This window comes from Micromonospora sp. WMMD735, assembly GCF_049178995.1.
Lineage (GTDB): Bacteria > Actinomycetota > Actinomycetes > Mycobacteriales > Micromonosporaceae > Micromonospora > Micromonospora wenchangensis.
This window is the reverse complement of sequence record NZ_JBMHMJ010000002.1, coordinates 4,018,246-4,037,599: the sequence shown is the minus strand read 5'-3', so window position 1 is coordinate 4,037,599 and position 19,354 is coordinate 4,018,246. Positions and strand designations below refer to the sequence as shown.

Annotated in this window: 17 protein-coding genes and 1 pseudogene; 9 read left to right on the top strand and 9 right to left on the bottom strand. The window is 72.0% G+C overall.

Annotation, left to right across the window (positions count from 1 at the left end; all coding sequences use genetic code 11):
- Positions 1–42: 42 nt before the first annotated feature.
- The gene (locus ACN268_RS17125) at positions 43–405 is read right to left on the bottom strand and encodes a PH domain-containing protein (protein ID WP_088647519.1); all 363 of its coding nucleotides are present in this window, start codon (positions 403–405) and stop codon (positions 43–45) included.
- A gap of 111 nt (positions 406–516) precedes the next feature.
- Between ACN268_RS17125 and ACN268_RS17120 the strand changes: the two genes are divergently transcribed.
- Positions 517–1,905, top strand: coding sequence for a septum formation family protein (locus tag ACN268_RS17120; protein ID WP_421484033.1), 1,389 nt, complete (start codon positions 517–519; stop codon positions 1,903–1,905).
- 159 nt (positions 1,906–2,064) lie between these two features.
- On the opposite strand, the gene ACN268_RS17115 is transcribed toward ACN268_RS17120, so the two are convergent.
- Positions 2,065–2,373, bottom strand: coding sequence for a 4a-hydroxytetrahydrobiopterin dehydratase (locus tag ACN268_RS17115; protein WP_088647517.1), 309 nt, complete (start codon positions 2,371–2,373; stop codon positions 2,065–2,067).
- Positions 2,374–2,555: 182 nt separating this feature from the next.
- Here ACN268_RS17115 and ACN268_RS17110 point away from each other — a divergent pair, with 182 nt between their 5' ends.
- The gene (locus ACN268_RS17110) at positions 2,556–2,996 is read left to right on the top strand and encodes a (deoxy)nucleoside triphosphate pyrophosphohydrolase (protein ID WP_421484032.1); all 441 of its coding nucleotides are present in this window, start codon (positions 2,556–2,558) and stop codon (positions 2,994–2,996) included.
- A gap of 262 nt (positions 2,997–3,258) precedes the next feature.
- On the opposite strand, the gene ACN268_RS17105 is transcribed toward ACN268_RS17110, so the two are convergent.
- From ACN268_RS17105 to ACN268_RS17080, 6 genes are all read right to left on the bottom strand, one after another.
- The gene (locus ACN268_RS17105) at positions 3,259–4,326 is read right to left on the bottom strand and encodes a succinate dehydrogenase/fumarate reductase iron-sulfur subunit (protein ID WP_204924976.1); all 1,068 of its coding nucleotides are present in this window, start codon (positions 4,324–4,326) and stop codon (positions 3,259–3,261) included.
- The gene (locus tag ACN268_RS17100; protein WP_421484031.1) at positions 4,326–6,242 is read right to left on the bottom strand and encodes a fumarate reductase/succinate dehydrogenase flavoprotein subunit; all 1,917 of its coding nucleotides are present in this window, start codon (positions 6,240–6,242) and stop codon (positions 4,326–4,328) included. The genes ACN268_RS17105 and ACN268_RS17100 overlap by 1 nt, the downstream gene beginning before the upstream one ends.
- Positions 6,243–6,255: 13 nt before the next feature.
- Entirely contained in the window at positions 6,256–7,062 is an 807-nt protein-coding gene (locus ACN268_RS17095) for a hypothetical protein (protein ID WP_421484030.1), read from the bottom strand.
- 284 nt (positions 7,063–7,346) lie between these two features.
- On the bottom strand, positions 7,347–8,804 hold the full coding sequence (locus ACN268_RS17090; protein ID WP_421484029.1) for a TldD/PmbA family protein: 1,458 nt from the start codon (positions 8,802–8,804) through the stop codon (positions 7,347–7,349).
- Entirely contained in the window at positions 8,801–10,237 is a 1,437-nt protein-coding gene (locus tag ACN268_RS17085; protein ID WP_421484028.1) for a TldD/PmbA family protein, read from the bottom strand. The genes ACN268_RS17090 and ACN268_RS17085 overlap by 4 nt, the downstream gene beginning before the upstream one ends.
- Before the next feature lie 32 nt (positions 10,238–10,269).
- Complete coding sequence (locus tag ACN268_RS17080) at positions 10,270–10,818, bottom strand: Uma2 family endonuclease (RefSeq protein WP_421484027.1); 549 nt, start codon at positions 10,816–10,818, stop codon at positions 10,270–10,272.
- 278 nt (positions 10,819–11,096) lie between these two features.
- Here ACN268_RS17080 and ACN268_RS17075 point away from each other — a divergent pair, with 278 nt between their 5' ends.
- The 6 genes and pseudogenes from ACN268_RS17075 to ACN268_RS17050 all read left to right on the top strand — a co-directional run bounded on the left by ACN268_RS17075 (position 11,097) and on the right by ACN268_RS17050 (position 17,673).
- Positions 11,097–12,137, top strand: coding sequence for an ABC transporter ATP-binding protein (locus tag ACN268_RS17075; protein ID WP_421486921.1), 1,041 nt, complete (start codon positions 11,097–11,099; stop codon positions 12,135–12,137).
- Between the two features lie 173 nt (positions 12,138–12,310).
- Positions 12,311–13,369 (top strand): ABC transporter ATP-binding protein, encoded by a 1,059-nt coding sequence (locus ACN268_RS17070; protein ID WP_421484026.1) that lies wholly within the window; start codon positions 12,311–12,313, stop codon positions 13,367–13,369.
- Positions 13,366–14,370, top strand: coding sequence for an ABC transporter permease (locus ACN268_RS17065; RefSeq protein ID WP_421484025.1), 1,005 nt, complete (start codon positions 13,366–13,368; stop codon positions 14,368–14,370). Before ACN268_RS17070 ends, ACN268_RS17065 begins: the two co-directional genes overlap by 4 nt.
- Before the next feature lie 12 nt (positions 14,371–14,382).
- On the top strand, positions 14,383–15,369 hold the full coding sequence (locus tag ACN268_RS17060) for an ABC transporter permease (RefSeq protein WP_421484024.1): 987 nt from the start codon (positions 14,383–14,385) through the stop codon (positions 15,367–15,369).
- A gap of 119 nt (positions 15,370–15,488) precedes the next feature.
- The gene (locus ACN268_RS17055; protein WP_421484023.1) at positions 15,489–17,231 is read left to right on the top strand and encodes an ABC transporter substrate-binding protein; all 1,743 of its coding nucleotides are present in this window, start codon (positions 15,489–15,491) and stop codon (positions 17,229–17,231) included.
- 230 nt (positions 17,232–17,461) lie between these two features.
- Positions 17,462–17,673 (top strand): annotated as a pseudogene (locus ACN268_RS17050) (type II toxin-antitoxin system RelE family toxin).
- A gap of 216 nt (positions 17,674–17,889) precedes the next feature.
- On the opposite strand, the gene ACN268_RS17045 reads toward ACN268_RS17050, so the two are convergent.
- Positions 17,890–18,321, bottom strand: coding sequence for a DUF5980 family protein (locus tag ACN268_RS17045; protein WP_421484022.1), 432 nt, complete (start codon positions 18,319–18,321; stop codon positions 17,890–17,892).
- Positions 18,322–18,532: 211 nt separating this feature from the next.
- On the opposite strand from ACN268_RS17045, the gene ACN268_RS17040 reads away from it, so the two are divergent.
- Entirely contained in the window at positions 18,533–19,294 is a 762-nt protein-coding gene (locus tag ACN268_RS17040) for a class I SAM-dependent methyltransferase (RefSeq protein WP_421484021.1), read from the top strand.
- Positions 19,295–19,354: the final 60 nt, after the last annotated feature.

Below are 19,354 nucleotides of genomic sequence, written 5' to 3'. Positions count from 1 at the left end.
GTGGGCCGCCGGAGGCCGGGGCGTCGGCGGGCGGACCGGTGGTCAGGAGATGTAGTGCAGGATCACGTTGTGCACGTGGTGGCTCTTCTGCGCGCCCCGGAACTCCACCTCGTAGGTGTGGGTGCCGACGTGCACGGCGATCGCGCCGGTGGAGAAGAACTCCCCGCCCCACGACTTGTTGCTCACCACGCTCACGCTGGTGATCTTCGAGTAGGGGATGCTGGTGATCGCGAACTTCTTGCCCACGAACGACCGGTCCTGGATGATCACCCGTCGGTCGGTCAGGCCGATGAACCCGGTCCCGGTGCCGATGGCGTCGTAGACGGCGATGATCTGTTCCCCGTCGAGTAGTCCACTGCGGATCTGCTGGAACTGCTCCTTGCGGTCGTACGTCACATTTGCCATGGGTTCCACGGTAGGAAGTGGGCGCCAGTGTCGGCCGGTGCCCGTCCGTCAGCCCGGTCGACTAGTCTCCCCATGCCTGGCCGGACGCGGGCGACGGGGGAGGGAAGCGGTGTGACCAGCGAACGTTCCGAGACGCAGCCCGCCGACGAGTCGCGGCCGGAGCCGCCGGACACCTCGGTCGGCACCGACGACGCGGCCCCGGCCGACGCGGCGACCCCGGCCCCCGCCGGTGCCGATGCGCCCCCGTCCCCTGCGGCTGCCCCGGCCCCCGCCGCCAAGGCTCAGGCCCCTGCCGGCGGCGAGGCCCCTGCCGGCGGCGAGGCCCCTGCCGGTGGCGAGGCCCCGGCCCGAGGCGATGGCGAGACTCCGGCTTCGGGCGGCGGCCCGGCTTCGGGCGGCGGCCCGGCTTCGGGCGGCGGCCCGGCTCCGGGCGGCGGCCCGGCCCCGGGCGGCACCGGGGACGCGGAGGCGGGCCGGGAGCCGCGTGCCGTGCCCGACTGGGAGCCGTGGCCGCAGCGTCCCGCCGCCCGGGGCCGGCTGAACCGGCTGGCCGTGGTCACGCTGGTGCTGGGCCTGCTCGGCGGGGTGCTGGCACCGGTCACCGCCGGCTTCGCGCTGCGCCGGATCAGGCGGGACGGCGAGCGGGGCCGGGGCCTGGTGATCGCCGGGCTGGTGCTGCTCGGGGGCTGGGTGCTGGCCGGCCTGGTGGCCCTGGGCGTCACGATGACCGGGTCCGATCCGGACCCCGGGCTACGCGGGCTGCGGGTGGGGGACTGTTTCCGGGTGCCGTCCGGCGCGACCGCCAGCCGGACCGCGCCTGAGGAGGTCACCCGGGTCGCCTGCGACACCCCGCACCACGCCGAGTACGTCGACGACTTCCCCGCCTACGAGCGTTCCGCCGACGAGCGGTACCCCGGCGCGGCGGTGCTTTCCCAGCGGGCCGAGACGCTCTGCCGGCAGCGGCAGCGCAGCTACGTGGTGGACCCGCTGGGCCTGCCGGCCGAGGTGCGGCTGAGCTGGTACCTGCCGACCCGGGTCGACTGGTCCACCGACCCCACCATCACCTGCTATCTGACCGCCCCGGGCGGGTTGTCCCGGTCGCTGCGGATGGACACCACGGTGCTCGACCCGGCGCAGCTCGGCTACCTGTTGGCCAGCCGGGACTGGGCCGAGGCGCGCGCCGCCCTGGTGGCCGGCGCGCCGACCAGCACCCCGGCCGGGCTGCGGGACGCGGTGCGCCGGGCCGAGAGCATCCACACCGACATGTGGTTCCGGCTGCGCCGGGAGACCTGGCCGGAGGCGGTCCGCCCGGCGATGGAGCGGCTGCTCACCGAGATGGAGCAGGACGAGCCGGCCTGGCGGGACGCCGACGGCGAACCCGACCGGGGTCGGCTGCTCCAGGTGGTCGCGCAGGCCGGGCAGCATCCGGACCCGGCCACCGAGCTGGCCGTACGCCAGGCGCTGGGGTTGCCGACGGCGCAGGGCGAGCCGATGCGCTGAGCCGACCGAGGGTGGTGTTCCGACCACTCGGCGCGGACGGGTCGGACGTTGCGCCGACCGCCCCGTGCCCCGGACGGCTCTAGGCTGGCGGCGGGGACACGGCTGACGACGGGGGTCGACGATGGCGGAAGCGGGCGGGCCTGGGTCGCCGCCGGGCGTTCAGTCCGCCATCACCGCGCGGTACGCGTCCTCGATCCGGGCGGCGAGCAGCACCTCGCCCTCGGTGAGCGGTTCCCCGTCACCGTGCCCGACCCGGATGCGGGTCTCGGTGTCCCGCCGGCTGATGTCCGGTCGTAGCCGCAGCGCGTCCGCGACGACCTTGACCCGCTCGGTCAGCGCCGCGTGCTGGGTGTCGTCCATGACCAGGGTGCGGCGGATCTGCTCTCCGTCGCGGGTCCACCCGTGCAGGAGCGTGAGGGCGTCACTGAGATAGTCGTGCTTGCTTCGACTGGTGAACAGCGCGCGCATCACCGCACCTCCCAGGCGCCGTTGCCGGCTTGTGGCCAAATCGTCGCCGTCCCGTGTCCTCGTGGTGTTAACAGTCTGTCGGCCTCATGGCGGTGTGTCCACGCCCACACTTCCGTCTCTTATTGGCCTACCGGTCGGCCACGGTACCCAAACCGACGATTGATCTGGCACGCTGGACGCCCGTGCAGACCGAACGGCGTAGCGGAAACGGACCGACCGACCGGCGTGAGCCGAGGGTGGTCGTAGGAGCGGCGATCATCTCCGCCGGGCGGGTGCTCGCCTGCGCGCGTACCGCGCCCCCCGAGGTCGCCGGCATGTTCGAGTTCCCCGGCGGCAAGGTCGAGCCGGGCGAGAGCGAGACGGCGGCGCTGGTCCGCGAGTGCGCCGAGGAGCTGGCCGTCCGGGTGGAGGTCGGCGACCGGGTCGGCCGGGACGTCCGGATGGCCCACGGCCGGTCGGTGCTGAAGGTGTACGCGGCACGCCTGCTGCACGGCGACCAGCCCCGCGCGCTGGAACACTCCGCGATGCGCTGGCTGACCGCCGACGAACTGCACAGTGTCACCTGGCTCCCCGCCGACGTGCCCATCGTGGCCGCCCTCCGCCCGCTGCTGGCCGCCGGCTGACGGCGGCGGGTGCCCGGCCGACACGGCGACGGGGGCCGACGGCGTGTGCCGTCGACCCCCGTCGACCTCGTCGTGCCCGCTCCGGCGGATGTCGCGCCGTAGCGATGCCGGCCGTCCCGGCCCGGTGCCGTTCGTCCGGTCCCGGTGCCTGTCGGGCCGGCCTGGCGCCCGTCGGGCTGGTTCAGCGCCCGTCGGGCTGGTTCAGTGCCCGGTCGGGCCGGTTCAGCGCCGGTCAGGCTGGTTCAGCGCCTGTCGGACCGGTTCAGTGCTTCTCGTCCTGGCTCGGGTGGGCGAAGTTGAGGTGCTCCGGCGGCAGCGGGAAGGTGACGTCGTCACCGAACGGCGACGGGGCCGCCGCCCGGTCGAAAGTCAACTCCGTCAGCGGGAGCTTGCCCCGGTCGTCGACCGCCGGCATGGTCGGGTGCGGGACCTCGCGGTGCCAGTTCACGCCCTGCTGGGCCTGGGCCTCCGCAGCCGGGTCGCCGGAGCCTCCGGCGTGCGAGTGGACTCCAGCCTGACGGGCGCCGCTGTGCACCACGGACCCCTTTCCCCCGCTGTTCGCGGTACTCGGGGGCGTCTCGCCCCGACGGAAGATCTTGCTACCGAGCCATACCAGGGGATCGTACCTGCGGTCGACGACCCGTTCCTTCATGGGGATGATCCCGTTGTCGGTGATCTTGATGTGCTCGGGGCAGACCTCGGTGCAGCACTTGGTGATGTTGCAGAAGCCGAGCCCCTGCTCCTGCTGCGCGTACTGCTTGCGGTCGGTCTTCGCGTCCAGCGGGTGCATGTCCAGCTCGGCGGCGCGGATGAAGAACCGGGGGCCGGAGAAGGCCGGCTTGTTCTCCTCGTGGTCGCGGATCACGTGGCACACGTTCTGGCACAGGAAGCACTCGATGCACTTGCGGAACTCCTGCGAGCGTTCCACGTCGACCTGCTGCATCCGGTACTCGCCCGGGGCCAGGTCGGCCGGCGGGGCGAAGGCCGGCGTCTCCCGCGCCTTCTCGTAGTTGAACGAGACGTCCGTGACCAGGTCCCGGATCACCGGGAAGGTGCGCAGCGGGGTGACCGTGACGGTCTCGGACTCCTCGAACGTCGACATCCGCGTCATGCAGCTCAGCCGGGGCTTACCATTGATCTCCATCGAGCAGGAGCCGCACTTGCCCGCCTTGCAGTTCCACCGGCAGGCCAGATCCGGCGCGTCGGTGGCCTGGAGCCGGTGGATGACGTCGAGGACGACCTCGCCCTCGTTCACCTCGACCGAGTAGTCCTGGAGGTCACCGCCGGTCTCGTCGCCCCGCCAGATGCGGAAATCCCTCTTGCTTCCCATCAGTTGCTCGCCTCCTCACCGACGGCGTCGAAGTCGGCCAGCTCCTCGTCGGTCAGGTACTTGGCCAGCTCGGTACGGTCGAAGAGGCCGATCAGCTCGGCCCGCATCTTCGGCAGCGGCTTGTGCTCCAGCCGGACGGTGTCCCCGTCGAGGGCGCAGACCAGGTTGACCCGACGCCACCGGGGGTCCATGGTCGGGAAGTCCTCCCGGGTGTGCCCACCGCGCGACTCCTGCCGCTCCAGCGCCGCCTTCGCGGTGCACTCCGAGACGACGAGCATGTTGCGCAGGTCCAGCGCCAGGTGCCAGCCCGGGTTGTAGCGCCGGCCGCCGACCGCGCTCACCTTCGCCACCCGCTCGCGCAGCTCGGCCAGCCGGCGCAGGGCGTCGACCAGCTCACCCTCCCGGCGGATGATCCCGACCAGGTCTCCCATCACCGCCTGGAGGTCCTGCTGGAGGGTGTAGGGGCTCTCCCCGGTGTCCCGCTGCAACGGCGCCAGCGCCGCCTCAACGGCGGTCTCCACCGCGCTCACCGGCACCTTCGGGCGCGAGGTCAACTGATCGGTGTACGACGCCGCGTGCCCGCCCGCCCGCTTGCCGAAGACCAGCAGGTCGGACAGGGAGTTGCCGCCCAGCCGGTTGGAGCCGTGCATGCCACCGGAGACCTCACCGGCGGCGAACAGTCCCTGCACGGTGCCGTACGCGGCCCCGGAGTCCGGGTCCACCTCCACGCCGCCCATCACGTAGTGGCAGGTCGGCCCGACCTCCATCGGCTCGGCCGTGATATCGACGTCGGCCAGCTCCTTGAACTGGTGGTACATCGACGGTAGCCGGCGACGGATCTCGTCGGCCGAACGCCGGGAGGCGATGTCCAGGTAGACGCCGCCGGCCGGCGTACCCCGACCGGCCTTGACCTCGCTGTTGATCGCGCGGGCGACCTCGTCGCGGGGCAGCAGCTCCGGCGGACGCCGGTTGTTGTCCGGATCGGTGTACCAGCGGTCCGCCTCCTCCTCGGTCTCCGCGTACTGCTTGCGGAAGACGTCGGGGACGTAGTCGAACATGAACCGCTTGCCGTCGGAGTTCTTCAGCACGCCGCCGTCGCCCCGGACCGACTCGGTGACCAGGATGCCCTTCACCGAGGGCGGCCAGACCATGCCGGTCGGGTGGAACTGGAGGAACTCCATGTTGATCAGCGTGGCCCCGGCGCGCAGCGCCAGCGCGTGCCCGTCGCCGGTGTACTCCCAGGAGTTCGAGGTGACCTTGTAGGACCGGCCGACCCCGCCGGTGGCCAGCACCACCGCCGGCGCCTCGAACAGGATGAACTCGCCGGACTCCCGGTAGTAGCCGAACGCGCCGGCCACCCGGTCCCCGTCGAGCAGCAGCTCGGTGATGGTCGTCTCGGAGAACACCCGGATCCGGGCCTCGTAGTCGCCGAGGTCGCGCTTGTCCTCCTGCTGCAGGGAGACGATCTTCTGCTGGAGGGTGCGGATCAGCTCCAGGCCGGTGCGGTCACCGACGTGCGCCAGCCGCGGGTACTCGTGCCCGCCGAAGTTGCGCTGGGAGATCTTGCCGTCCTTCGTCCGGTCGAAGAGCGCCCCGTACGTCTCCAGCTCCCAGATCCGCTGCGGCGACTCCTTCGCGTGCAGCTCGGCCATCCGGAAGTTGTTGAGGAACTTGCCGCCGCGCATGGTGTCGCGGAAGTGCACCTGCCAGTTGTCCCGGCTGTTCACGTTCCCCATCGCGGCCGCCGCGCCGCCCTCGGCCATCACGGTGTGCGCCTTGCCGAAGAGCGACTTGGAGATGATCGCGGTCTTCTTGCCGGCGAGCCGGGCCTCGATCGCCGCGCGCAGGCCGGCGCCGCCGGCCCCGATCACGACGACGTCGTAGTGGTGTCGTTCGATGCGAGTGGTAGTGGTCATGTCGCCGCGCCCTCTAGTTGATGAACCGCAGGTCGGTGAACCAGCCGGCGGCGATGGCCATCACGTAGAAGTCGGTGAAGGCCAGCGTGCCGAGGGTGATCCAGGCGAGCTGCATGTGCCGGGTGTTCAGCTTGGACACGAACGTCCAGGCCCGGTACCGCACCGGGTGCGCGGAGAAGTGCTTGAGCCGCCCGCCGATGATGTGCCGGCACGAGTGGCAGGAGATGGTGTACGCCCACAGCATCACCACGTTGCCCAGCAGGATGATGTTGCCCAGCCCGAAGCCGAAGCCCTGCGGCGAGTGGAAGGCCAGGACCGCGTCCCAGGTGTTGATCAGCGAGATGATCGCGGCGGCGTAGAAGAAGTAGCGGTGCAGGTTCTGCCCGAGCAGCGGGAACCGGGTCTCCCCGGAGTAGGACTTGTGCCCGTCCGGCACCGCGCAGGCCGGCGGCGACAGCCAGAACGACCGGTAGTACGCCTTGCGGTAGTAGTAGCAGGTCAACCGGAACAGCAGCAGGAACGGCAGGGTCAGTGCCGCATCCGGGATGATCCACCAGCCGGGCAGGAAACTGCCGAAGTGCGAGGAGCCCTCGACGCACCGGTCGGTCACACAGGGGGAGTAGAACGGCGTCAGGTAGTGGTACTGGTCCACCCAGTACCACTTGTGCATGAACACCCGGACGGTCGCGTACGCCACCCAGGCGCTGAGCCCGACGACGGTGATCAGGGGGGCGAACCACCAGCGGTCGGTCCGCAACGTCTTCGCCGCGATGGCGGCGCGCGCCCGCGCCCCCCGCGGCTTCGTTGCCGTTGATGTCATTCGAGTCGTCTTCCTGACGGGACGGGCCCTCGCGGGCGGCGGTTCACGTTCCGTGCCGGTCAGTGGACCGGCCGGACCGTGTCCACTGCCGCGTGGTGCGCAAGCAGGCTGCCACGCCGGGACATCGGCGCAGCTAAGTGACACACGTTACGCCGATCATCACGATCGGGCCGCGCAACGCAGTGTCCCGTGTGTCCCGCACCTTGGAAAGACCCGAGCCATGATCAATGTGCGGTGGGCGGCAGGCGGCTGCGGGGCCGGCCGCGCGGGCGCTGCGGCACCGGTCAGCCCGACGCGCCGCCGGTGAAGTTCCACGAGGCCAGCCGCAGTGGCGGCCCCTCCCACCAGCCGCCGTCGAACCGGTCCGGCTGCCGGACCGGCCGCCGGCCGAGGCCGAGCACCGCCCCCGGTCCCAACGCCCGGGGGTACGCCTCGGTGAACCGGAAGTTCCGCACCGCCCGCACCGGCACGCCGTCCTCGACCAGCCACACCCCGTTGCGGGTCAACCCGGTGATCACCAGACTCTTCGGATCGAGCACCCGGGTGTACCAGAAGTCGCTGACCAGCAGCCCCCGGGCCATCGGCGCGACCAGCGCGGCGGTGTCCGCGTCCGCCACCGCCCCCGCCGGGCCGCCGCCCTGTGGGCTCACCGCACCGCCCTGCGGGCCCGCCGCGCCGCCGTCCGCACCTCCGTCGGCAGCCGCCGGCGGTGCACCGGGCATCCGGAGATTGCGGGGGATCGGGCCGAAGGTGGCGCCGCCCGGCGCCCCGTGGCCGGTCGACGACGTGCCCGCCCCGGCGGCGCTGCGCCGGTCGTGAGCCACCGCGCGGGTGGTGCCCGCCTTGACCAGGGTCAGCGCCGCACGCGGGGTGCCCTCCAGGTCGAACGGCATCGCACCGCCGTACGTCGGATCGTCGAGGAGGGTCACCGCCGGATCGAACTGGGCGGTGCCGGGGCGGGCGAACGACTGACCCTCGACGTGCCGCTTGCCGTTGAAGCCGTACCAGGCGAGATTCTGCAACAGGTCGGCCACCGCGGCCGGTTCGAGGACCACCTCGTACCGGCCCGGGGGTAGCTCGACCGGGTCGGCGGCGGCCCGTGCCTTCGCCGCCGCCCGGAGCCCCAGGACCGTGCCGTCCACCTCGTCGAGGCGACCGGCGCAGAGCCGGGCCACCCCGTCCGCGCCGGCCGTGCGGGCGATGCCGTCCATCGCCGCCTCGGTGGTGCGCCCCTGCGCCGCCTGGCCGGCCGAGTTGGCGAACGCCCCCGACCGGTAGGAGGTGCGGCAGTACCCGGCCGCCTCCAGCCCGCCCACCGCGTCGACGAAGGCCCGGACCCGGTCGGCGCGGGCCGCCGGCTCGGCATAGGCGGTCGCCTCGTCGAGCAGGCCGTTGGAGCGCACCGCCGACGGTGGGGTCAGCCCCGGCCAGGCCGGGTCGGGCGGGCAGAGCCGGGCCGCGGTGAGGGTCCGCCCGACCAGGGCCCGCAGCCCGTCCGGGCCGACCAGGCTGCCGCCTCCGGCGGCCGTCCGGCCGTCGACGTGCACCCGCAGCCGGACCGTCACCTGCGACTCGGCGACGTTCTGGTGGATGAACGAGTTGGCGAACCGGGTCAACGCCAGATCGTGCCGGACGACGGTGACCTCGGCCTCGGCGGCCGGGCCGGCGATCTCGTGGACCAGCTCCACCACCCGGGCGGCGACGTCCAGCTCGGTCGCTCCGGGTTCCCGCAGGCCGGTCATGCCCGCACCCCCACCCGGACGCCCCGGAACCGGGCCGGTGCCGCCGGATGCCCGGTGTGCCCGATCTGGCCGGGCTGGCCCTTGCCACAGTTCGGGGTGCCCCACGGGACGATCTCGGAGGAGAGCATGTCCATCGACCGCCAGAACAGCGGACCGATGCCGGTGTAGGTGGGGTTGCGCAGCATCCGGCCGCGCCGGCCGTTGCGCACCTCCCAGGCGATCTCGCAGCCGAACTGGAAGTTCAGCCGCCGGTCGTCGATCGACCAGGATCGGTTGACGTCCATCAGCACCCCGTCGTCGGTGGCCGCGATGATCTCGTCGAGGGTGTGTGGACCGGGTTCCAGGCCCACGTTGGTCATCCGCACCATCGGCAGCCGTGCCCAGCCGTCGGCGCGTACGCTGCCGCCGTGACCGAGGCCGGCGACGGCGGCCGAGTCCCGGCCGGCGAGCACCCCGACCCAGCGGCCCTCGCGTACCGCGTCGCGTTTGACCGCCGGGGAGCCCTCGTCGTCGAAGCCGAAGCTGCCCAGCGCGCCGGGGATCGTCGGGTCGATGGTGATGTTCATCAGCTCGGAGCCGTAGCGCAGCGACCCGAGCTGGGCCAGGTCGAGCCAGGAGGTGCCGGCGAAGGCGGCCTCCCAGCCGAGGATGCGGTCCAGCTCGATGGCGTGCCCGACCGACTCGTGGATCTGCAACGCGAGCTGCTCGTCGCCCAGGATGAGGTCGGTCTCGCCGGCCGGGCACTGCGGGGCGGTGAGCAGCGCCCGGGACTCGTCGGCGATCCGGGCGGCGTGCGCGGTCAGATCGAGCGACTCGACCAGCTCCCACCCGGTGGTGCCGTACTGGCCCCGATAGCTCGGCCAGGAGCGGCGCTGGGTCTCGTGCTCGCCGATCGAGGTGGCCGAGATGCCGCCGCCGCACTCGCGGATGTGCTGGTCGATGCGGTGCCCCTCGCTGGAGACGAACCACTTGCGGGTGTCCCAGATCTGGTAGAGCCCCTCGGCCAGGTCGGCCCCCTGCCCGCGTGCCGCCTCGGTGGCCCGGGTCAGCAGGTCGCCCTTGTCGGACAGCGGCACGCCGAGCGGGTCGACCGCGCAGTCGGAGGACCAGCTCGCCACCACCGGCTCGGCCGGGGTCAGCGTGATCGGCGGGCCGGCCACCCGGGCGCTCGCGGCGGCCACCTCCGCGGCCCGCCGGCCGGCCGCGCGGGCCGCCGCGTCGGACAGCTCGGGTACGGCGTGGAAGCCCCACCCCGACCCGACCAGCGCGCGTACGCCCAGGCCGAGGCTCTCGTCCTGGGTCAGCTCCTCGATCGCGCCGTTGCGCGCGGACATCGACTCGTAGCGCAGGTGCATCACCCGGGCGTCGGCATACCGGGCGCCCGCGTCGAGAGCGGCCTGTACGGCTGCGGCTGCCGCGTCGAACTCGGTCATGGACCGACCCTAGGCCAGTCCACCGACATCCGTCAGGGCACCAGATCCTCGGGCCGGATCGTGGCCTGCACCGGCTCGAGTAGGCGCAGGGCCTCGCCCCGTTTGGTGGCGGAGTGTTCCGTGTAGTGGCGTCCCCGCCGACGGTAGAGGCGTAGCGCGCCGGTCTTCTGCTCCACCAGCAGATACCACCCGATGCCGGCGGCCGCGTAGTAGTGCATCTTGAGGACCTTGTCGGTGGACGCGTTGCTCGGCGAGATGATCTCGCAGACGAGGTGCACCTCGTCCGCCTCGATCATCGGCTCGTCCAGATTCACGGGGTCGGTGATGACGAGGTCGGGGATCGGGATGCGGCCGGGGCGAAGCCGGACGTTCACCGCCTCCAGCAGTTCCAGACCGGCCTGCTCGGCCGCCGGTTCGAGTATGTTGCCCAGTTTGCGCGAGATGCGCTGGTGGCGGGGGGTGGGGGCTGGGGTCACGTGGAGGCTCCCGTCGAAGAGTTCGACGCGTTGAGATGTCTCGTCGAGGGAGAGGTACTCCTCTTCGGTCCACGGTCCGTCGTGGCCGAACACCGCTGCGGTCATGGTCGGTCACCTCCTCCTCGTGTCGCCGGGCATCCCCCACCGGGCACCCCGCCCATGGTCGCACCCCGGGTGCGACCGGACGGCGTCCGCACCGTGTGGCGACTACGCTGTCGTCCGATGACAGCTCCCGTCCCGTAGCTTATTTTCAGCCTCGGTTGTTTGTTGTAGGTTCCCTACAACCCGAGGAGGCGGTCGTGGACAGTCCGCACGTAGCGCCGTCCGGTCCGCCGGACGCCCGCCCGGACGCGCCCGGGAAATCCGACGGCCGACGTCCGGCCGTGCCGACGCCGCGCGGCGACGACCAGTACCTGCGGGTGGACGACCTGCGGGTGCGGTTCGACACGGCCGACGGCGTGGTGCGCGCGGTCGACGGGGTGTCCTTCGCCGTGCCGCGCGGCCGGACGCTCGGCATCGTCGGCGAGTCGGGCTCCGGCAAGAGCGTCACCGCGCTGGCCGTCCTCGGCCTGCACGACCCCCGACGCGGCACCGTCACCGGCACGATCAGCGTCGGCGGGCGGCAACTCGTCGGCCTTGGCGAGGACCGGGTACGTCGGCTGCGCGGCCGGGACATGGCGATGATCTTCCAGGACCCGCTCTCCGCGCTGCACCCCTACTACAGCGTGGGGCGGCAGATCGCCGAGGCGTACCGGGTGCACCACCCCCGGGCGGGACGGCGGGCGGTGCGGGCCCGTGCGGTGGAGATGCTCGACCGGGTGGGCATCCCGCAGCCGGCCCGCCGCTACGACCAGTACCCGCACGAGTTCTCCGGCGGGATGCGGCAGCGGGCGATGATCGCGATGGCGCTGGTCAACGACCCGGCCCTGGTCATCGCCGACGAGCCGACCACCGCGCTGGACGTGACGGTGCAGGCCCAGATCCTCGACCTGCTCGCCGACCTCCAGGCCGAGTTCCACACCGCGATCGTGCTGATCACCCACGACCTGGGGGTGGTCGCCCAGGTCGCCGACGACGTGCTGGTCATGTACGCCGGGCGGGTGGTCGAGCGGGGGAGCGTGACGCAGGTGCTCCGCCGGCCGCAGCATCCGTACACCTGGGGGTTGCTGTCCAGCGTGCCGTCGCTGCACGGCGACCCGGACGCGGACCTGGTGCCCATCCCGGGCAACCCGCCCTCGCTGATCCACCTGCCGGCCGGCTGCGCGTTCCACCCCCGCTGCCGGTACGCCGGCGACCGCTCCCGCGCCGAGGTGCCGCAGCTCGTCCCGGCCGGCGCGGACGGCCACCTGGTCGCCTGTCACCTGCCCGCCGACGACCGCGCCCGGCTGGCCGCCGTGGCCCTGGGCGGGAGGCGGCTGCCATGAGCGCGAGGAGCGTAGCGCAGCGGAGTCCCGCAGTCGCGGGCGAGAGGTGGCTGCCATGAGCGCGAGGAACGTAGCGCAGCGGAGTCCCGCAGTCGCGGGCGAGAGGTGGCTGCCATGAGCGCGAGGAACGTAGCGCAGCGGAGTCCCGCAGTCGCGGGCCAGAGGTGGCTGCCATGAGCGCGGCCGAGCCGTTGCTGCGGGTGCGGGGGTTGACCAAGCACTTCCCGGTCCGCACCGGCCTGTGGTCGCGGGGACTGGTGCGGGCGGTGGACGGGCTGGACTTCGACGTGCGGCCCGGCGAGACGTTGGGCCTGGTGGGGGAGTCCGGCTGCGGCAAGAGCACCACCGGCCGGATGCTGGTCCGGCTGCTGGAGCCGACCGCCGGGACGATCGAGTTCGCCGGTCGGGACATCACCCACGCCCCTCGGCGTGAGCTGCGTCCGCTACGGCAGGACCTGCAGATCATCTTCCAGGACCCGTACGCCTCGCTGAACCCCCGGCACACCGTCGGGCGGATCGTGGCGATGCCGTTGCAGGTCAACGGGATCGACCCGCCCGGCGGGGTGAAGGCGCGGGTCCGCGAGCTGCTGGAGCTGGTCGGGCTGAACCCGGAGCACTACAACCGCTACCCGCACGAGTTCTCCGGCGGGCAGCGGCAGCGGGTCGGGATCGCCCGCGCGCTGGCCCTGCGGCCGAAACTGATCGTCGCCGACGAGCCGGTCTCCGCCCTCGACGTCTCGATCCAGGCGCAGGTGGTGAACCTGCTGCGGGACCTGCAACGCGACCTCGGCCTGGCGTTCGTGTTCATCGCGCACGACCTGGCCGTGGTGCGGCACTTCTGCCAGCGGGTCGCGGTGATGTACCTGGGCCGGATCGTGGAGATCGGCGACCGGGACGACATCTACCGGTCTCCCCGGCACCCGTACACCCGGGCGCTGCTGTCGGCGGTCCCGGAGGTGGGCGTTCCGGGTGGGGCGGGGCGGATCAGGCTGACCGGGGACGTACCCACGCCGCTGGACCCGCCGTCGGGCTGCCGGTTCCGGACCCGGTGTCCCCGGGCGCGGGACGTCTGCGCCCGCGAGGAACCGGCGCTGGTGGCCGACGGCGGCGGCCGGCGCGCCACCGCCTGCCACTTCCCGGAGACCGGACCGCCGCCGGCCGGGCCGGGCGGTGCCGTGGCGACTGCCGGCGCGGATCGGGTCGGCGGCGACACCGAGGAGGTGGCGACATGAGTGTGTCCCCGGTCGACCCGGCGACGCTGGCCGAGGCCGAGACCGCCACGGGTGGCGACCGGCCCGGTTCCGGGTTCGTCGGGCGCTCGCCCGGCCAACTCGCCTGGGCCCGGCTGCGGCGGGACCGGACCGGTCTGGTCAGCGGCGGGATGCTGGTCTTCTTCGTGCTGGTGGCGCTCGCCGTGCCGCTGATCGAGTGGGCGTACGGGGTCGGCCCCCGGGAGCAGTTCCAGTCGCGGCTGGACGGGTTCGGGATGCCGCTCGGCTACGCCGGCGGGGTGACCGGGGAACACTGGTTCGGGCTGGAGCCGGGGCTGGGCCGGGACATCTTCATCCGGATGGTGCACGGGCTGCGTACCTCGCTGTTCATCGCCTTCGCGGCGGCGGTGACCACGGCGGCGATCGGTGTCGTGCTGGGCACCGTCGCCGGCTACCTGGGCGGCTGGCTGGACGCGGTGGTCAACTGGGTCACCGACCTGACCCTGGCGATGCCGTTCCTGATCATCGCGTTGGCGTTGACGCCCACCATCGCGCTGCGCTTCTACGGCCAGCGGGAGGAGGTGCCGGCCGCCTTCCAGATCGGCGTGCTGATCGCCATCTTCGCGCTGTTCGGCTGGACGAGCACCGCCCGGCTGGTACGCGGGCAGGTGATCGCGCTGCGCGAGCGGGAGTTCGTGGAGGCGGCGCGGGCCAGTGGCGCGGGACTGGGGCACATGCTGTTCCGGCAACTGCTGCCGAACCTCTGGGCGCCGATCCTGGTGTCGTTCTCGCTGGCGGTGCCGGCGTACATCACCAGCGAGGCGGCGCTGTCGTTCATCGGGGTCGGGCTGACCGACGCCACCCCCAGCTTCGGCCGGATGATCTACCGCAGCCTGGACTACCTCCAGACCGATCCGGCGTACGTCTTCTTCCCCGGCATCACGATCTTCGCGCTCGTGTTCGCCTTCAACCTCTTCGGTGACGCGCTGCGCGACGCGCTCGACCCGAAGTCGTCCCGGTAGGAGGGCCCGGCGATGGCGCGGTTCCTGGTCAAGCGGCTCTTCTCGGCGGCGTTGACGCTCTTCGCGGTGAGCGTGCTGAGCTTCCTGATGTTCTTCGCCCTGCCCCGCGACCCGGTCACCGGCATGTGTCCCAAGAACTGCAACCCGGAACGGCTGGAGCGGGTCCGTCAGGAGCTGGGCCTGCGTGACCCGCTGATCAGCCAGTACGCCGGCTACATGAAAGGCATCGTGACCGGCCGGGACCTCGGCAGCGCCCAGGGCGGCAGGTGCGACGCACCCTGCCTGGGCTGGTCGTACGTGTCCAACGAGGCGGTCAGCGACACCATCGCCCGGGTGCTGCCGGTGACGTTGAGCATCGTCGTCCCGGCGGCGGTGCTGTGGCTGCTGCTCGGGGTGGGCCTGGGCATGGTCTCGGCGCTGCGCCGGGGCACCTGGCTGGACCGGGCGGCGATCGGCTTCTCGCTGGCCGGGGCGTCGTTGCAGCTCTACTTCGTGGGGGCGGTGCTGCTGCTGGTGTTCGTCTACACGCTGCACTGGCTGCCGGTGCCGAGCTACACGCCGTTGTCCGACGACCCGCTGCGGTGGGCCGGCGGGCTGGTGCTGGCCTGGCTGGCGTTGGCGTTCCTGTTCTCCGCGATCTACGCCCGGCTGTCCCGGGCGCAGATGCTGGAGACGCTGTCGGAGGACTTCGTCCGTACCGCGCGGGCCAAGGGTCTGGCGAAGCCCACGGTGTACGGGCGGCACGCGCTGCGCGCGGCGATCACGCCGGTGGTGACGATCGCCGGCCTGGACGTCGGCGGCGCGCTCGGCGGCACGGTGATCACCGAGACGACCTTCGGCCTGGGCGGCATGGGGCGTACGGCGGTCGACGCGGTGCGCTCCGGTGACCTGCCCACCATCATGGCGACCGTGCTGATCGCGGCGGTCTTCGTGGTGCTGGCGAACGTGCTGGTGGACCTGCTGTACGCGGCGATCGACCCCCGGGTGCGGTTGCGCTGACCGGCCCGTCGGACGGTGGAAGTTACCGGAATCTGCTAAACAGTCCGAAGTTTTTCTTCTTGACGATCCCCGGACGTCGGCGGGCACCCCCGACGGTGACCGGGTGGAGGAGGTAGGAGATGCGACCACGCGCAGCAGCCGCCGTCGGCGGGGCGATCGCCCTGGTGGTGGCGTTGGGGGCCTGCTCGGAGAACACGGGTGAGGGCACCACCGTGGACACCGGCCGGCAGCAGACCGGGGTGATCGCCACCGACCCGAAGGACTCCCAGGGGCCCGCCGCCGAGGTCGACGGAGCGACCCGGGGCGGCACCCTCACCATCATCCGGGAGACCCCCATCTCCCACCTGGACCCGCAGCGGACGTACTCGTTCGCCGGTCTGATGGCCAACCCGCTGTTCGCCCGCTACCTGACCACCTGGAAGGACGACGGCAACGGTGGCCTGGTCCTGGTCGGTGACCTGGCGCAGAACCCGGGCAACAACGTGAACAGCGACTGCCGGGTCTGGGAGTTCACCATCAAGGACGGGGTGAAGTTCGAGGACGGCAGCCCGATCACGTCCCGGGAGATCGCGTACGGCATCGCCCGCTCCTTCGACCCCGACCTGACCGGTGGCCCCACCTACCTCCAGGAGTGGCTGGCCGACACCCCGCAGTACGACACGAAGTGGGACTTCCGGAAGAACAAGACGTCCCTGCCGCCGGGGCTGACCACCCCGGATGCGAAGACGCTGCGGTTCGAGTTCGCCAAGCCCCGCTGCGACCTGCCGTTCGCGGTCTCGCTGCCGACCACCGCGCCGCTGCGGCCGGACCAGGACACGGGCGTCAACCTGGACCAGCGGCCGTTCTCCTCCGGGCCCTACAAGATCGCCAAGAACCAGGCCGGGGTGCAGGTCACCCTGGACCGCAACCCGCACTGGGACCCGGCCACCGACCCGGTCCGCCACCAGTACCCGGACCAGTTCGTCTGGACCTTCGGGCCGACCGCCGACGCGGCCGTCAACCGGGTGATCGCCGACAACGGCGCCGACCAGAGCGCGCTGGCCTGGAACTACGTGCCGGCCTCGCTGGTCGCCCGGGTCGCCCAGGACCGGGGTCTCAAGTCGCGCAGCGTCCTGTCGCCGACCCCGAGCGCCAACCAGCTCGTCATCAACAACCAGCGGGTCACCGACCTCGCCGTCCGCCGGGCGCTCAACTACGCCATCGACCGCGAGGGCCTGGTCAAGGCGCTCGGCGGGCAGACCGTCGCCCAACCCATGACCACCCTGATGCCGCCGTCCACCATCGGCTACCAGGCGTACGACGCCTACCCGGCCGGCGCCAACGGCGACGTCGACAAGGCCAAGGAGCTGCTCGCCGGCAAGACCCCGGAGCTGGTCCTCGGGGTGGCCGACAACACCACCGAGCAGCAGATGGGCACCCAGCTCAAGGCCAACCTGGAGCGTGCCGGCTTCCGGATCACGCTGCGGAACATCCCGGACGACGCGAAGCTCGACGAGATCAAGAAGAAGAACAACCCGTGGGACCTCTACATCGGCAACTGGGCCGCCGACTGGCCCAGCGGCGCGTCGATCCTGCCGGTGCTCTACGACGGCCGCACGATCAAGGCCGAGGGCAACAGCAACCAGGCGTACTTCAACGACCCGGCGGTCAACGCCGAGATCGACCGCATCCAGGCCATGCCCCCGGCCGACCAGGGCCCCGAGTGGGGCAAGCTCGACCGGCGGATCATGACCGAGTACGCCCCGGTGGTGCCGCTCTTCGTGGACGTGGCCTACACGGTGCACGGCTCGAAGGTGGGCGGGGTGTTCATCTCCAGCGTCTTCGGCTACCCCTCCTTCGTCGACGCCCACGTCAAGCAGTGACGTCACACTGAGCCGGAACCGGGCTCCCTCCCGACGCCGATCGGGAGGGAGCCCGCCGCCGAACTGCCGATCTCCGATGCCCGCGACAATCTTGCGGACGTCGTCCTGGCCCGCATCGACGAAGGCGACACGCCCGTTCCGCTGACCTAACTGCGCCGCGAGTTGGGCCTGCGACCACACCGACCTACACCGTTCACATCGAGCGCGCCGCCGCCAAGCTGCTGCGCAAACTGGACCGCCCCGGGCAGGCGCGCCTGGTCGCCGTTATCGCCGCACTGGCCACCGAGCCGCGCCCTGCTGAAGTCAAGGCACCCACCGGCCATCCCGGGCTGCTCCGAATCCGCGTCGGCAGCCATCGCTCGTCTACACGGTCCGCGATCAGGAGTTGATCCTCCTCGTGGTCCACCTCGGTCACCGCAGCGACGTCTACGACACGCTCTGACCGCAGTGCCTACCCTGGCGGGGTGTTGTAGCTCCCGTGGCCCCGTCCCGGCCCTGGTGATCAAGAAGTTTGCGTCACGTTCCGGGCCGCAGGATGACGCGAACCTCTTGATCACCAGGGCGGGAGCCCTTGGGGTGATGTAGCTGCATCCGGCCGTTCGGATACCGCTATGTCGGGGACGTTGAGTCGATCAAGGAAGGCAAGGAGGGTGGGGGCTCAGCAGGAGGACTGGATGTCGAGGGTGACGGGGACGCTCTGGGTGACGGTGCCGTCGGATGCCTGCAGGAGCGGGACGTAGTGGCCGAGCGGGGCACTGTGCAGGCGGAACGCGGCCAGGATCTGCACGACCTGGCCGTCCCCGGACCCGGGCGGGGTGCTCTGCGGGCTGTAGACCTCGGTACCGGCGGGCATTCCGGTGTAGCCGGCGGTGATCGTCGTCGTCCACGTGCCGTCGAGGACGACGAAGAAGTACAGGGCGCGCGGGTCGTCGGGGGTGGCGCAGATCCGCTGCGGCAGGTCCGTCAGGGTCCAGGTCGACGAGGTGACCGGGAGGGGCGACGCCGCGACCGGGGCACCGCCGACGAGGGCGAGCAGCATCGCGGCCAGTACGGGTGCGGTGATCCGGCGGGCGGTGCGGGGGAACTTCATCATCGGCTCCTTGTCTGTCCGGCATGACGCGGTCGCCGACCAGGGTGGCAGGGCGATTTCAGAGGGTTCTGAGAAGAACGTCGGAAAAGGCCGTCACCGTGGTCCGTCGCCCAGCGTCCGGAACCCGGGCCGGCGTCGCCACCCGCGCCGCCTGTCGGGCAGAGACGCAAATCGATTGACCCTCGGCTGGTCGGTCGGGAGAGTGCAGGGCATGGACCCGACGTCGCGCGCCAACCGGACCGCCTGGGAGCTGGCCCACCAGGAGCGGGTCTGGGCCAACGACCAGATGACGGCCGAGGCGGCGGCCGGCGTCACGCTCGTCCCCAGCGAACGCGCACTGCTCCGCGACATCCTGGCGACCCGACCGCTGGTGGTCCATCCGCAGAGCGGCAACGGTCAGGACGACGTCGCCCTGGTCGACGCCGGTGCCCGGATGGTGATCGGCGTCGACTACAGCGGGCACGCGATCCACGGCGCGCGGGGGCGCGCCGACGCCCTCGGTGCCGCCTGTCACTACCTGCTCGGGACGGTCCCCGGCGTGCCGCTGCGCGACGGCTGCGTCGACCTCGTCTACACCGGCAAGGGCGCGTTGATCTGGATGCCCGACATCGACGCCTGGGCCGCGGAGATGGCCCGGCTGCTGCGTCCCGGCGGCCACCTGTTCGTCCACGACGGTCACCCGGCCACCGACCTGTGGACCTGGGACCTGGACGAGCCGCGCATCCGCCCCGACCGCAGCTACTTCGGCCGCTCGTTCGTCTGCCCCGACGACAGCTTCCCGGCCCACGGGGCGGTGATGTGGCAGTGGACGCTCGGCCGGATCGTCACCGCCGTGGTCACCGCCGGCCTGGAGATCCGGCAGCTCGACGAGTACGCGGAGCCGTTCTGGCGGATGGGCGACGTCGACGCGGCGGCCTTCCGGGGCCGCCTGCCGAACGCGTTCGCCCTGCTGGCCCGCCGCCCCGGCGGCTGACCCGCCCAGCCGCCGCCCCGCCGCCCGCTGGCCCGCCCGGCCGGCGGCCCGCCTCCAACT